Here is a 13,718-nt window from a genome sequence, read left to right as displayed (position 1 = left end):
CGGCACGGGCCGGAACGGGGTCACGCCGGGTCCTCGTACGGCAGCAGCTCGGGACGCTTGGGCGGCAGTCCGTCCCCGGACGACCGGCCCGTCAGCCTGCGGCCTATCCAGGGCAGCAGGTACTGCCGGGCGAACCGGACGTCCGCGGTCCGGCGCATGAGCCAACCCGGCGGCGGCGTCGCCGGGATCGGCGCGTGCCACTCGGGATCCTCGGGTTCGTAGCCGAGCGACTGCCACACGGCCTCCGCGACCCGGCGGTGCCCGTCGGCGGTCAGATGCAGCCGGTCCACGTCCCACAGGCGCGGGTCGGCCAGCGAGTCGGCCCCGTACAGGTCGACGACCACGGCGCCGTGCTGCCTGGACAGATCGTCGATGATCGCGAACAGCGCCTCCATGCGCGGCCGGAACCGCTCCAGCACCGGGCCCTGGCGGCCCGGACTGCGCATCAGCACCAGCTGCTCGCAGTTCGGGGCGAGCCGCTCCACGGCCTGCGTCAGCAGATCCCGTACCCGGGCCATGTCGCACTTGGGTCGCAGCGTGTCGTTGAGCCCGCCGACCAGCGTGATCACGTCGGCTCCCATGGCCGCCGCCACGTCGACCTGCTCATCGACGATCTGCCCGATCAGCTTCCCGCGCACCGCGAGGTTCGCGTACCGGAAACCGGGGGACCGGGCGGCCATCCGAGCGGCGAGAAGGTCGGCCCAGCCCCGGTAGGAGCCGTCGGGCAGCAGGTCCGACATGCCCTCGGTGAAGGAGTCGCCGACGGTGACAAGGCTGGCGTGAGTGGGATTCGTCTGCATGGCGACAGAAATGGTAGCGCCTGCACATACCCCTCGGTCGGTCGCCCTCCGCCGGGCCGGGCAGGCTCAGATCCGCTGCCCGAACAGCTCACGCAGCACGTCCTCCATGGTCACCAGTCCCGCCAGCCGTCCGTCGGAGCCGATCACGGCCGCCAGATGCGTACGGCTGCGGCGCATCGCGGTGAGCACGTCGTCCAGCGGGGTCCGCTCCCGGACCCTCGCGATGGGCCGCATGTCCCGCAGCCGGAACGGCAGGTCCCGCGACGAGGCGTCCAAAGCGTCCTTCACATGCAGGTAGCCGACGATCCGGCGCCCGTCGTCCACCACCGGGAAACGGGAGAACCCGGACTCCGCCGACAGTCGCTCCAACTGCTCCGCGGTGATGCCCACGCGCGCGTGGACGACGCGTTCCAGCGGGAGCACCACGTCCCGCACCGGCCGCCGGCCCAGCTCCAGGGCGTCGTGCAGCCGCTCCTGGGCCCGGTCGTCGATCAACCCGGCCTCACTGGCGTCCTTGACGATCTCGGCCAGCTCCGCGTCCGTGAAGGTCGCCGAGACCTCGTCCTTCGTCTCGACCCTGAGCAGCTTGAGCAGCGCGTTCGCGAAGGCGTTGATCGTGAAGATCACCGGGCGCAGCGCACGGGACAGCGCCACCAGCGGGGGCCCGAGCAGCAGCGCACTGCGCACCGGCTCGGCCAGCGCGATGTTCTTCGGAACCATCTCGCCGAGCAGCATGTGCAGATAGGTCGCCAGCGCGAGGGCGATCACGAAGGACAACGCGTGACCCGCGCCGGACGGGATGCCCACCGCGTGGAACACCGGCTCCAGCAGGTGCTCGATCGCCGGCTCCGCGACCACACCGAGGACCAGCGTGCACAACGTGATGCCCAGCTGGGCCGCCGCCATCAGCGCCGACACGTGCTCCAGACCCCACAGCACGCTCTTCGCACGCCGGTCGCCCGCCACCCCCGCCGCCCCCGCCGCCCCCGCTTCCACGTACTGCTCCACCTGGCTGCGGCGCACGGAGATCAGCGCGAACTCGGCGCCCACGAAGAACGCGTTGACGACGAGCGTCGCCAGACCGATCAGCAGCTGTACGGCGGTCACCGGCCGGTCTCCCCTTCGCCCTCGGTGGCGCGCGCGTCGTCGAGCGGCGCGTGCAGCAGTACCCGGGCCGCCCTGCGACCCGTGGCGTCCACGACGTCCAGCCGCCAGCCGGCGACCTCCAGAGTGTCGCCGACGGCCGGGATGCGCCCCAGCCCGGCCGCGACCAGCCCGGCGACCGTCTCGTACGGCCCGTCGGGCACCCTGAGGCCCAGGCGCGACAGCCGGTCCACGCGTGCCGCGCCGTCGGCCCAGTACAGCGCGTGGCCCTGCTCGTCGGTGCCGGCCGTGTCCAGCTCGGGCGTCTCGTGCGGATCGTGCTCGTCCCGCACCTCGCCGACGACCTCTTCGACGATGTCCTCCAGGGTGGCCACGCCCGCCGTCCCGCCGTACTCGTCGATCACGACGGCCATCGTGCGCCGCCCGGAGAGCCGGTCGAGCAGCCGGTCGACGGTCAGTGACTCCGGGACGAGCAGCGGCTCGCGCATCAGCTCGGCGACCGGGATGCCGGGCCGCCGCTCGGCGGGCACCGCCAGGACGTCCTTGACGTGCGCGGTGCCCACCACGGCGTCGAGCGTGTCCTGGTAGACGGGGAACCGGGACAGCCCGGTGGCCCGCGTCGCGTTCGCCACGTCCTCGCACGTCGCCCGGGCGTCGAGGGCGACGACCTGCACGCGCGGGGTCATCACGTTCTGTGCCGTCAGGTCGGCCAGATTCAGGGTCCGGACGAACAACTCGGCGGTGTCCGCCTCCAGCGCGCCCTCCTTGGCCGAGTGCCGGGCGAGCGCCGCCAGCTCCTGCGGCCCACGCGCGGATGCCAGCTCCTCGGCGGGCTCCACACCGAAGACGCGCACGATGCGGTTGGCCGTGTTGTTCAGGTGGGTGATGAAGGGCCGGAAGGCGGCGCTGAACCAGCGCTGCGGGCCGCCCACCCGTCTGGCGACGGCCAACGGTGAGGAGATCGCCCAGTTCTTCGGCACCAGCTCGCCGACGATCATCAGGAAGACCGTCGACAGGGCCGTGCCCAGCACCAGCGCCAGCGAGGAGGCCGCCGAGCGGGACACCCCCACACTCTCCAGCGGGCCCGAGATGAGCGCGGCGACCGAGGGCTCGGCGAGCATGCCGACCACCAGGTTGGTGACCGTGATGCCGAGCTGCGCCCCGGAGAGCTGGAAGGTCAGGTTCCGCACGGCCTTCAGGGCGCTTGCCGCGCCCCGCTCGCCGCTCGCCGCCGCCCGCTCCAGTTCGCCGCGTTCGACGGTGGTCAGCGAGAACTCGGCCGCGACGAAGGCGCCGCACACGAGCGAGAGCAGGATCGCCACCAGCAGCAGGAGCACTTCGGTCATCGGGTCACCTCGGATCCATGATCGGCCAGGACCCGCAGGACCGCGCGATGTCGTGCACCGGAGGAGGCGAGCGCCGTGGGAGGCCCCGTCAGAGGCGCCAGGACGGGCGCCGGGAGGATCGCCGATGCGGACTCGCTCATGCGCCGGTGTTCACACCTTTCAGTCCGTGAGGGGCTTCACCCAGCGTCGCCACTGCTCCTCGGGCGCGTACCCGGCCGCCCGCCAGGCATGCTGGGCCCGCTCGTTGCGCCGCAGCACCATCGCGTCCCCGCGCCGCCCGCCCAGCCGTACGAACCGCTTCTCCGCGGCCGCGAGCAGCACCGAGCCGATGCCCTGGCGCCGGTGGTCCGGGTGCACCGCCAGCCGGTACAGATGGCAGCGCCAGCCGTCGAAGCCCGCGATCACCGTGCCCACCAAGTCACCACCCCGCTCGGCCAGGATCAGCGCCTCGGGGTCGCGCGCGACCAGCCGCTCCACGCCCTCCCGGTCGTCGCTGATACTTGTCCCCTCGGCGGCCACCTTCCAGAAGGCCAGCACGGCGTCCAGATCCTCGGGCCCGGCGGCCCGTATACGCGGTTCGCTCATGCGGCGATCCCATCACGCGCGCCCGGCCGCCACCCGACATTCCGGCATACGGACCGCCCTGCCCGCGCGCCGACCGCCCCTCAGTCCTCGCGCAGCGCCCGCATCACCGGAGCGAAGGCCTCCATGTACGGCTCCAGCACCGCCAGGTAGGTGAATCCGTACCGCTCGCGCCGCGCCCTCACCCGCGCGGTGATCTGCTCCAGGGTCCCGGCCAGGAAGACGGGCAGCTCCACCACCTGGTCGATGATCAGGTGCGGCACGTGCCCCAGAAGGGGGCGGACGGCGGCCTCGCGGTCCTCGGTCACGACGACCATCCGGACGAGCAGGTTCAGCTCCGCCGGCTCCTCACGATCCGCCGCCGGCTCCCGGTAGCGGGCCACGCGCTCGTCGAGCTCCTCGGCGGTGACGACGGCCGGCTGCCCCGTCGTACTGCCTCGCACCGTACGTGCGCCCGTGAAGGCGGCGATCGCGGCGTGGCGGGCGGTCAGTGCCATGAGGGTGACGCCGAAGCGGAAGGACGCGACTTGAACTCTCCTCGTAGACAGGTGACTTCGGCCAAGGGGTCCGCGGAGTCAATCAGGCCGTGTGCGACGGCCGCCAGCACGTTCACGCGGCGGGAGCCCGGCCCGCGGGTCCGGGTTGCCGGTCGGCTCGGGAGCCCCCTTGCCGCTGCTGCCGGACAGGTCACCGACTGGGGGAGCGCTCGTCGCGGCCGTCGCCCGCCACCGCGCCGAGATATGCGACACCCTCGGCTACGACGGTCCCCACGCCCGCGCCGCCTGGTCGCCGGCGGGGTCAAGGTCGCCACCACGCCCGAGCAGGTACGGGACCTCGCCCTGCTGGTCCAGAGCGGTGAAGCCTCGGTCGACGACATCGCCGAGGAGCTGCGCCGGTGGAGCGTGTGACTACGCGTCGGTTTCGGGCGGCCGCCAGGCCGTGCCGAGCACGCAGTACGAACTCGGCAGGGCCGGCCCGTTCTCCGGCATCATCACCCGCCGGTAGGGCCCGAGCGCGAACCCCGCGTCCCGCAGCGCGGCGACCGGTTCGCGGGACAGATGGCAGCCGCCGGACAGCGGAGGCCACAGCGTCCGGTCCAGCGCGCGCTGGGTGAAGGTCATCACCCGCCCACCGCCCCGGCCGTGCTCGAAGAACCGGACCTGTCCGCCGGGCCGCAGCACCCGCCGCAGCTCCCCGAGCGCCCGTGGTACGTCGCGGACACTGCACAGCACGAGCGAGACCACGGCAGCGTCGAAGGCCTCGCTCTTGACCGGGAGGGCCTCCGCCGCACCCGGCGCCACGTCGACCGGCACCTGGGCACGCAGCGCCGCCTCGACGGCCAACTGCCGCAGCACGCGCTCAGGTTCGATGGCGACGACTTCCGAGACGGTGCCCGGGTAGTGCGAGAAGTTCAGCCCGTTGCCCGCACCGACCTCGATCACCCGCCCGGACAGCCCGGCGAGCAGCCGCTCGCGCACGCTCCCCATTCCCATCCGGGTCTCGGCCCCCACACTGAACCGGGCGTAGCAGCGGGCGAACAGCGGATGGTGCACGGCGTCCCGCGGCACCCCGCGGGCACGGGCGGATCGCAGCGCCATGGGACCTCCCTCACGAGGTGGTGCCTTACCGCGATTGTCCCCCGTTCGAGCCCCGCGCACCCACCGCGCGGACGGCTCGTTTCCGGCCGCGGGCTGGGCCGGGCCGGTCGAGGGCCGGGCGGTGGCGGTGGCGCGCGCTCAGCGTCAGTGCCCTGGGTCTCTGGGTCTCGGGGTCTCTGGGTCCCTGGGGCGGCCGGGGGCGCCGACCGCAGGGCCCCAGAGACCCCGAGACGAGGGCGGGGGCGGCGGGCCCCAGCCCGCCGCGTCCCGCCCGGCGGCAGCCTCAGGCCGTACCGCCAGCCGGGGTGCCTTCCGGGTCCGAGGCGTGTCCGGCGCGCGGCTTCCCCGGCCGGGGCGCCGCCCAGTGCGGCGCCCCGGCCGGAAGGCGGCCGCTGGTGGTGGACGGGGGCCTGCCGCCACCGGTCAGCGTGCCCCTCGGCCCCGAACGTGTCCGGCCCCGAACGTGTCCGGCACCCGGCGCCGCCGCCGGTGTGGCGCCTCAGAGGTGCGTAAGCGCCCGGTCAGGGCGCCTCCCGGGCCCGGAACGCGTCCGCGTCCCACGTGCCCCCCAGCCGGGGCGCCAGCCAGTGCGGTGCCGTCGACCGGAAGGCCGCCGGCGGAAGGGAGCCCGCTCCGGCGGGCAGGGCGCCCAGCAGGGGAGCCCCGGCCACGACCGGGAGGTCCGCGAGATTGCAACGCGAGGCGAGGTCCGGGGCCCCGGGCCAGCTGCCGATCACGACGCCCGGCAGCTCCAGCCCACGGGAACGCAGCTCACGCGCCGTCAGTTCCGTGGTGTTCAGCGTGCCCAGCCCGGCCGACGCCACCAGCAGCACCGGCGCTCCGAGGAGCCCGGCGACGTCCGCCAGCGACCCGCCGGCCGCGTCGAAGCGCACGAGCAGGCCGCCCGCGCCCTCGACCAGCACCAGGTCGTGCTCGGTCGCCAGCTTGTCCGCGGCCTCCGCCACCTCCTGCGGGCGCACCGGAGCCCGGCCGGCCCGGCGCGCGGCCGTACCCGGGGCCAACGGCTCGGGGTACCGGGCCACTTCGGCGGCCGTCACGGCACCCGCGAGGCGCGCCACCTCCTGGGCGTCCCCGGGCTCGTCCGGCCGTACACCCGTCTGGGCGGCCTTCAGTACGGCCACCGACCGGCCGCCCGCCCGCGCCGCCGCGGCGACGGCGGCGGTCACGACCGTCTTGCCGATCTCCGTGCCCGTGCCCGTGATCACCAGTACCGGCATGTCATCCCTCCCGTGCCGCCGTGCACACCGCGCGGGCGATCCGTGCCACGTCCGCGTCGCCCGTGACGTACGGCGGCATGGTGTAGATCAGGTCGCGGAACGGCCGCAGCCACACGCCCTCGCGCACGGCCGCCTCCGTCGCCGCCCGCATGTCGACGGCGTGGTCGAGCTGCACCACGCCGATCGCGCCGAGCACCCGTACGTCGGTCACGCCCGGCAGCTCGGCGGCGGGTGCCAGCCCGTCACGCAGGCCCGCCTCGATCCGCCTGACCTCCCCGAGCCAGTCCTGGCCGAGGAGCAGCCCGATGGAGGCGCAGGCCACGGCCGCCGCCAGTGGATTGCCCATGAACGTCGGCCCGTGGGCCAGCACCGGCACCTCGCCCCGCGAGATGCCGTCGGCCACCCGTGACGTGCACAGCGTGGCCGCCATCGTCAGATAGCCGCCGGTCAGCGCCTTGCCCACGCACATCACATCCGGCGTCACCGCCGCGTGCTCCGCCGCGAACAACGCGCCCGTACGCCCGAACCCGGTCGCGATCTCGTCGAACACCAGCAGCACGCCGTGCGCGTCGCACGCCTCCCGCAGTACCCGCAGATACGCGGGGGAGTGGAACCGCATCCCGCCGGCGCCCTGCACCACCGGCTCGACGATCACCGCGGCCAGTTCGTCGGCGTGCCGCTCGACCAGCGCGCGCAGGTGATCCGCGTAGGACTCCTCGTACTCCGTCGGCGGCGCGTCCGCGAAGACCTGGCGCGGCAGGACGCCCGCCCACAGCTCGTGCATCCCGCCCTCGGGGTCGCACACCGACATGGGCTGCCAGGTGTCGCCGTGATAGCCGCCGCGCCAGGTCAGCAGGCGGCGCTTGGCGGGGCGGCCCAGCGAGCGCCAGTACTGCAGGCACATCTTCACCGCGACCTCGACCGACACCGACCCGGAGTCGGCGAGGAAGACGTGCTCCAGGCCCTCGGGGGACATGTCGACGAGCAGCTTCGCCAGCCGCACGGCGGGCTCGTGGGTGAGACCGCCGAACATCACATGGCTCATCCGCCCCAGCTGGTCGCGCGCGGCCTCGTTCAGCACCGGGTGGTTGTAGCCGTGGATCGCCGACCACCAGGACGACATGCCGTCGACGAGTTCGCCCGAGCCGTCGGCCGGACGCAGCCGCACCCCGCTCGCCGACTCCACGACGAGCGGGTCCTGCCGACCGGGCATGGGGCCGTAGGGATGCCAGACGTGCCGCCGGTCGAGGGCCAGCAGGTCGTCCGCGGTCAGTGCGGGCTCAGGCATTGGGCGCGAGGTCCGTGCCGGCACCGCGGCGGCGTACGGCGACCAGGTCCGTACGGGCTTCGCCGGCCACCGCCGGTTCGGCGGGCGCGCCGGCCCCGCGACCGGCCCCGGCCGGTACGGACCCGCACACACCACCGTCCGCGTGCGACCCGCAGCCCCCGCCCTCGGCGTGCGACCCGCAGGCACCGCCGTCCGCGTGCGACCCGCACCCGCCCCGCTCCGCCGCCCGGTGCTCCGGCAGGGTCACCTCGCCGGCGCCCTCCACCTCGAACCCGGCGTCCGCGATCATCTCCAGGTCGGCGTGGCCCGCCTGCCCCTCGCTGGTGAGGTAGTCGCCGAGGAAGATGGAGTTGGCCAGGTTCAGCGCGAGCGGCTGCATCGTGCGCAGGTGGACCTCGCGCCCGCCCGCGATGCGCACCTCGACGTCCGGGCAGACGAACCGCGTCATCGCCAGGATGCGCAGGCACCGCTGCGGGGTGAGGTGCCACTCCTTGGCCAGCGGCGTGCCCTCCATCGGGATCAGGAAGTTGACCGGCACCGAGTCCGGGTCCAGCGCACGCAGCGAGAAGACCACGTCGACCAGGTCCTCGTCGCTCTCGCCCATGCCCGCGATGAGTCCCGAGCAGGCGGACAGCCCGGCCGCGTGCGCCTTGTTCACCGTGTCCACCCGGTCGGCGTACGTGTGCGTGGTCGTGATGTCCCCGTACGTCGCCTCGGACGTGTTGAGGTTGTGGTTGTAGGCGTCGGCGCCCGCCTCGCGCAGCCGCTCCGCCTGGCCGTCGGAGAGCAGGCCCAGGCAGGCGCACACCTCGACGGCCTCGTTCTGTTCCTTGATGGCCTTGATGGTGTCCGAGACCCGGTCCACGTCCCGGTCGGTCGGACCGCGTCCGCTGGCCACCAGGCACACCCGCTTGGCGCCCCCGGCCACGCCCGCGGCGGCGGCCTGGGAGGCCTGGTCGGGCTTGAGCCAGGTGTACTTGAGGATCTCGGCCTTGGAGCCGAGCCGCTGCGAGCAGTAGGAGCAGTCCTCGGGGCACAGGCCCGACTTGAGGTTGACGAGATAGTTGAGTTTCACCCGTCGGCCGAACCAGTGGCGGCGCACCTTGCCGGCCGCGGCCACCACATCGAGCAGGTCGTCGTCGGAAGTGGCGAGGACGGCAAGAGCCTCCTCGCGGGTCGGCGACTCGCGCCGAAGCCCCTTGTCCACCAGCGTGTTCAGCAGGTCCATGAGAGCCGATCCTGTCCTAAGGGGCCGCCCGGGGCCAAGGAGACTTTGCACAACACTGACAGATCGCCGTGTGGGTATTGCCACACCTCGCGGGGGCTGTCGGGCCGCTAATGTCTGTCCACTGCCTACAAAACTCCGGAGGACCGACCCATGGCGTTCGGCTGGATCGACGAGCAGGCCCAGGCGCGCCGCCGGGCCGGGCTCGTACGGATTCTTCGCCCCCGCCCGGCCGACTCGCCGTTGCTGGACCTGGCGAGCAACGACTACCTCGGCCTGGCCCGGCACCCGGAGGTCACCGAGGGGGCGGCCCGGGCCGCGCGGACCTGGGGCGGCGGTGCGACCGGCTCCCGGCTCGTGACCGGCACGACCGAACTCCACGCCGAGCTCGAACGCGAACTGGCCGCCTACTGCGGCTTCGAGGCCGCGCTCGTCTTCTCCTCCGGCTACGCGGCCAACCTCGCCGCGGTCACCGCGCTGGCTCCGCACGGCTCCCTCGTCGTCTCCGACGCGGGCAACCACGCCTCGCTCATCGACGGCTGCCGGCTCGCGCGCGGGACGACCCAGGTCGTGGCGCACGCCGACCCGGACGCCGTACGCAAGGCACTGGCGACGCACGACGGGCCCGCCGTCACCGTCTCCGACACGGTCTTCTCGGTCGACGGCGACGCCGCGCCGCTCGCCGCGCTCGCCGAGGCGTGCCGGGAGCGCGGCGCCGGGCTGGTCCTCGACGACGCCCACGGCCTCGGTGTCCTCGGCGACGGCGGCCGGGGCGCCCCGCACGCGGCGGGACTCGCGGGCGCCGACGACGTCGTCGTGACGGTGACGCTGTCCAAGTCGCTCGGCGGTCAGGGCGGTGCCGTGCTCGGCCCCGCCCGGGTGATCGACCACCTGGTCAACGCGGCCCGGACCTTCATCTTCGACACCGGCCTCGCCCCCTCGTCGGCGGGCGCGGCGCTGGCGGCGCTCACCCTGCTGCGCCGAGAGCCCCAGCGGGCGGCGCGGGCACGCGAGGTGGCGGCGGAACTGCACAGCCGCCTGACCGCCCTCGGGCTTTCGGCGGTACGTCCGGACGCCGCGGTCGTCTCGGTGCGCGCCCCCTCCCCGGAGGGGGCCGTGCGGTGGGCGGCCGACTGCCGTGCGGCCGGCCTGTCCGTGGGCTGCTTCCGCCCTCCTTCCGTACCCGACGGCATCTCACGGCTCAGGCTGACCGCTCGTGCGGACCTTTCCGGGGAACAGATCGAACGCGCTGTACGGGTGATCGGCGAAACGCGACCATGAGTCGGCGTGACACGGCCGTGCTTCGCCCGGTGCCGGGCCGGTTCAGCCGCGGTGGACGGCGGCCGTGAACGTCGCCCAGCTCCCGGGGGAGAAGAGCAGCGCGGGCCCGGCCGGGTCCTTGGAGTCCCGCACAGCCAGCAGTCCGGCCCAGGGGCCGGCTGACGGCCGGGCCGTCTCCACGCAGTTGTTCGCTCCGGTGCTGTAGCTGCTGCGCAGCCACCGCACGCCGTGCAGATCGGTGCCGGCAGGGATGTGCCGACAGAGTGCGGACGGTGAGCCTGTCATGGTGCCTCCTTACGCGCCTGCCGCTGTCGCGGCGATGAAGTCCAACGAGTCCTCGGGCGAAAGGGCATGGATCAGAAGGGCGTTGAAGGCCTCGGTATAGGCCTCTAGGTCTTCTTTCCGTTCGAGATGCAGGCTACTCGTCAAGTGGTCGAGAACAACCACGTCCAGATCCGAAGTGCTCGAAAAAGAGAAGATTACGAAAGGGCCGGTGACACCGATGTGCGCCCCGGCGGCAAACGGCAGTACCTGGAGCCGGACATGGGGCAGGCGCGCGGCCTCGACCAGGCGCGCCAGCTGACGGGACATGACACCGGGGCCGCCCACCTCGCGGCGCAGCACCGCCTCGTCCAGGACCGCGCTCAGCAGCAGCGGCGGCTGCGCCCGCAGTACGTCCTGCCGGGCCAGCCGGACCTCCACCAGCGTGTCCAGCCGCTCCTCCGGCAGCCCGTCCGCCGCGGCGCGCGTCACCGCGCGGGCGTACTCCGGTGTCTGCAGCAGCCCGGGGACCACCGTGGTCTCCAGTGTGCGCATCGCGCTCGCCTGGGACTCCAGGCTGATGAAGTCGCGGTAGGTCGGGGGCAGTACCCCGCGATAGGCGTGCCACCAGTGGTTCCGGCCGCCCGCGTCGTCGGAGCCCGCCAGCATCACCAGCAGCTCCCGCAGCTGGTCGTCGTCCACGCCGTACGCGTCCAGCAGTAACCGCACGTCGGCCGGTTTCGCCCCGCTCGTCCCGGTCTCGATCCGGCTGACCTTCGACTGGTGCCAGCCCACCAGCCGGGCCGCCTCGCCGCTGGTGATACCCGTCGACGTGCGCAGGGCGCGCAGTTCGGCGCCCAGCTTCCGACGGCGCACCACGGGGCCGTGCTGCATGGGCCACTCCCTTACTCCTTATGGGCCGCCCGAATACGCTCTGCCGTCGCAGAGTTCACCGCTTTGAGCGACAGATATATGCATATCTTGGTGGATCGCCGCCCTTCACCGGCCCGGTGATGGCAGTCTGGCGGCGAAGCACCAGTCCGGGACCGTACTCGAACCATCCGCTCCGTGTCCGGCTGCGGTCCCGTGGGAAAGGGACGACGTCGCCATGGCAGACCATCTGGAAGCATCCGTCACTCTGCCGAGCGATCCAGCCTCGGTGGCCGCCGCGCGTACCTATGTCGTCGGGACACTGGCGGAGTGGGGCCTGCCGCCGGAGACCGACGTGTCCGAAACCGTCCGGCTCATCGTTTCCGAGCTGACGACCAACGCGGTCCAGCACACGTTCGGACAGTCACCCACCTTCACCGTGGACCTCGTGCTCGACCGTGACGAGCGGCTGCGCATCGGTGTCACCGACAGCCACCCGCGGTTCCCCAAGCGCCTGCCCGCGGCCGTCCAGCAGGACAACGGCCGAGGCATGGTGATCATCCGCTGGCTGACGGCGGAGTGCGGCGGCAAGCTGAGAGTGCGGCCCACACGCGAGGGGGGCAAGACCGTCTCCATCGAACTGCCCTGGGCGCCGCCGGGCGGTCCGGTGCCCGCCGAACCGGCCACGGTCGCCGGGCAGGCCGTGGGAGGCCAGGAACCGCGGCGGTGACGCGCCGACGGCACCCGGCGCGTCCCAGGCGCATACCGCGCACCCGAGGGGGGCGACGGCGGGGCAGGACGCCGTCACCCCCTCGGGCGGGCTACTTGACCCGGCCGTACCAGACGCTGCCGGTCCAGATCTTCTGCAGACGCACCACGTCCCCGGTCTTCGGGGCGTGCCAGATCTTGCCCTTCCCGGCGTAGATGCCGACGTGGTAGACGCTGCGGCCCGAGTGGAAGAACACCAGGTCCCCGGTCTTGCGGTTCTTGGCGGAGATATGACGGGTCTGGTTGTACTGCTGGGCGGCGGTGCGCGGCAGCGTCTTGCCGGCCTTCTTGAACGAGTACAGCGTCAGCCCCGAGCAGTCGAACCTGCTTGGTCCGACGGCGCCCCATTTGTACGGCGCGCCCTTCTTGGAGGCGGCGATCTTGAGGGCCTTCGTCGCATGGCTCGCCGCGGCCGCCTCGGAGGCGACACCGGGAACCACTACGGAACCGCCCACGGCGGCGAGAGTGAGGGCCGAGGCCGTACCGGCACGGGCCATCAGCGACGGGACACGATTGAGCGCGGACATGCGCAACCCTTCGTCAGCCGCCTGTGAAGGATGACCTGTCGGATTCGGGCTGGCGAAGTTGCCCGGCCGCACGAGTGCGGCTTCACCCCAAGGGCTGCTCGGCCCGGTGCGTCTCCCACGGAGACGACCGTTCCGGCGACCCGTCGTGCTCGGGTCCTCCACTCCTGCCGATCCACTCCTGTCGACCGGTCGTCCGGGCGGCGGCAGGACTCGGCGTCCGCCCGGACCGCCCCGCCGCTGCGGCGGGGGCTTGTCGTCAGTCACGGATCTTGTCTCGCCCGAGGGGAAATTCCCAACGGAACGTGCCCTTTGTGTTGTTACTCACCACTCACCCGTTCGGGTGGACGGCGCTGTGTTCGAGCCATCGATGGGTGTGGTGACGACCCCGGGACCAGCGACGCAGTGGCTCATCCCGCTGTCCGGACACGCGGGTCGCGCAAGCTCGGCCGGTCGCAAATCGGAGGTGTTCCTACGCCGAAAGGCGGTAAGCCGTTCGGTCCGTTTCGACTGCGGGTGCCTCAACTGCCGGAACAGGGCGGAAGGCCGACTCGAGCCGTCCGCCGTTCACCGTCCAGCACGCGCAGCGCCCGGGCCAGGGTCGTGGCGTGCAGTTCCGTCTCGCTCCGCCGGTGCATCAGCGCCAGCGCGTCGCGCAGGGCGGCCGCCTTGCCGACCAGCGCCTGGGCGGCCCGCAGCCCGCGGTAGGTGTCGCCCTCCCGCGCGGGGTTGATGCGCCCGAGCAGATCGACGACGTCCAGGTACCGGTCGATCAGCTCCGCTTCGGCGCGGGTCAGGGCGGGCAGAGGCGGCAGCTCCGGTGGCAGCATGGC

The 13,718-nt window shown here is 72.9% G+C and carries 15 protein-coding genes, 1 pseudogene and 1 riboswitch; of the genes and pseudogenes, 3 read left to right on the top strand and 13 right to left on the bottom strand.

Features of this window, described 5'->3' with window-relative positions:
- Positions 1 to 20 precede the first annotated feature (20 nt).
- From ACIQ6R_RS13750 to ACIQ6R_RS13730, 5 genes are all read right to left on the bottom strand, one after another.
- Positions 21 to 800: an SGNH/GDSL hydrolase family protein gene (locus ACIQ6R_RS13750; protein WP_404221131.1), complete on the bottom strand. Its 780-nt coding sequence runs from the start codon at positions 798 to 800 to the stop codon at positions 21 to 23.
- Positions 801 to 866: 66 nt separating this feature from the next.
- On the bottom strand, positions 867 to 1,907 hold the full coding sequence (locus ACIQ6R_RS13745) for a hemolysin family protein (RefSeq protein WP_404221129.1): 1,041 nt from the start codon (positions 1,905 to 1,907) through the stop codon (positions 867 to 869).
- Entirely contained in the window at positions 1,904 to 3,250 is a 1,347-nt protein-coding gene (locus ACIQ6R_RS13740) for a hemolysin family protein (RefSeq protein WP_404180854.1), read from the bottom strand. The genes ACIQ6R_RS13745 and ACIQ6R_RS13740 overlap by 4 nt, the downstream gene beginning before the upstream one ends.
- Positions 3,251 to 3,409: 159 nt before the next feature.
- A complete protein-coding gene (locus tag ACIQ6R_RS13735) occupies positions 3,410 to 3,835 on the bottom strand; it encodes a GNAT family N-acetyltransferase (protein ID WP_404180851.1) in 426 nt (141 codons plus the stop codon).
- An 80-nt stretch (positions 3,836 to 3,915) separates the two neighbouring features.
- A complete protein-coding gene (locus tag ACIQ6R_RS13730) occupies positions 3,916 to 4,329 on the bottom strand; it encodes a hypothetical protein (protein ID WP_404221127.1) in 414 nt (137 codons plus the stop codon).
- Positions 4,330 to 4,515: 186 nt separating this feature from the next.
- Here ACIQ6R_RS13730 and ACIQ6R_RS13725 point away from each other — a divergent pair.
- Positions 4,516 to 4,740 (top strand): annotated as a pseudogene (locus tag ACIQ6R_RS13725) (fic family toxin-antitoxin system, toxin component); the annotation flags it as partial.
- Here ACIQ6R_RS13725 and ACIQ6R_RS13720 read toward each other — a convergent pair.
- The 4 genes from ACIQ6R_RS13720 to bioB all read right to left on the bottom strand — a co-directional run bounded on the left by ACIQ6R_RS13720 (position 4,741) and on the right by bioB (position 9,184).
- Entirely contained in the window at positions 4,741 to 5,430 is a 690-nt protein-coding gene (locus ACIQ6R_RS13720; protein WP_404221125.1) for a class I SAM-dependent methyltransferase, read from the bottom strand.
- 521 nt (positions 5,431 to 5,951) lie between these two features.
- On the bottom strand, positions 5,952 to 6,668 hold the full coding sequence (gene bioD, locus ACIQ6R_RS13715) for a dethiobiotin synthase (protein WP_404180842.1): 717 nt from the start codon (positions 6,666 to 6,668) through the stop codon (positions 5,952 to 5,954).
- 1 nt (position 6,669) lies between these two features.
- Positions 6,670 to 7,956 carry an adenosylmethionine--8-amino-7-oxononanoate transaminase gene (locus tag ACIQ6R_RS13710; RefSeq protein WP_404221123.1) on the bottom strand — a complete coding sequence of 429 codons (1,287 nt, stop codon included), beginning with the start codon at positions 7,954 to 7,956 and terminating at the stop codon, positions 6,670 to 6,672.
- Complete coding sequence (gene bioB / locus ACIQ6R_RS13705) at positions 7,949 to 9,184, bottom strand: biotin synthase BioB (protein ID WP_404180836.1); 1,236 nt, start codon at positions 9,182 to 9,184, stop codon at positions 7,949 to 7,951. Before bioB ends, ACIQ6R_RS13710 begins: the two co-directional genes overlap by 8 nt.
- Positions 9,185 to 9,334: 150 nt before the next feature.
- Here bioB and ACIQ6R_RS13700 point away from each other — a divergent pair, with 150 nt between their 5' ends.
- Positions 9,335 to 10,462, top strand: a complete 1,128-nt coding sequence (locus ACIQ6R_RS13700) for an 8-amino-7-oxononanoate synthase (RefSeq protein WP_404180833.1) — start codon at positions 9,335 to 9,337, stop codon at positions 10,460 to 10,462.
- Between the two features lie 42 nt (positions 10,463 to 10,504).
- On the opposite strand, the gene ACIQ6R_RS13695 is transcribed toward ACIQ6R_RS13700, so the two are convergent.
- A complete protein-coding gene (locus tag ACIQ6R_RS13695; protein WP_404180830.1) occupies positions 10,505 to 10,747 on the bottom strand; it encodes a DUF397 domain-containing protein in 243 nt (80 codons plus the stop codon).
- A gap of 9 nt (positions 10,748 to 10,756) precedes the next feature.
- Positions 10,757 to 11,617 (bottom strand): helix-turn-helix domain-containing protein, encoded by an 861-nt coding sequence (locus tag ACIQ6R_RS13690; RefSeq protein WP_404180827.1) that lies wholly within the window; start codon positions 11,615 to 11,617, stop codon positions 10,757 to 10,759.
- Between the two features lie 214 nt (positions 11,618 to 11,831).
- Here ACIQ6R_RS13690 and ACIQ6R_RS13685 point away from each other — a divergent pair, with 214 nt between their 5' ends.
- Positions 11,832 to 12,323, top strand: a complete 492-nt coding sequence (locus tag ACIQ6R_RS13685) for an ATP-binding protein (protein WP_404221121.1) — start codon at positions 11,832 to 11,834, stop codon at positions 12,321 to 12,323.
- A 91-nt stretch (positions 12,324 to 12,414) separates the two neighbouring features.
- Here ACIQ6R_RS13685 and ACIQ6R_RS13680 read toward each other — a convergent pair whose 3' ends face one another.
- Together ACIQ6R_RS13680 and ACIQ6R_RS13675 are read right to left on the bottom strand one after the other, a co-directional pair.
- Positions 12,415 to 12,888, bottom strand: a complete 474-nt coding sequence (locus ACIQ6R_RS13680; protein ID WP_404221118.1) for a C40 family peptidase — start codon at positions 12,886 to 12,888, stop codon at positions 12,415 to 12,417.
- A gap of 3 nt (positions 12,889 to 12,891) precedes the next feature.
- Positions 12,892 to 13,036: riboswitch (cyclic di-AMP (ydaO/yuaA leader) on the bottom strand.
- Positions 13,037 to 13,406: 370 nt separating this feature from the next.
- Complete coding sequence (locus ACIQ6R_RS13675) at positions 13,407 to 13,715, bottom strand: hypothetical protein (RefSeq protein ID WP_404180818.1); 309 nt, start codon at positions 13,713 to 13,715, stop codon at positions 13,407 to 13,409.
- Positions 13,716 to 13,718: the final 3 nt, after the last annotated feature.

The organism is Streptomyces sp. NPDC096048, assembly GCF_044763415.1.
GTDB lineage: Bacteria > Actinomycetota > Actinomycetes > Streptomycetales > Streptomycetaceae > Streptomyces.
This window is presented reverse-complemented; position numbering and strand designations above follow the sequence as displayed.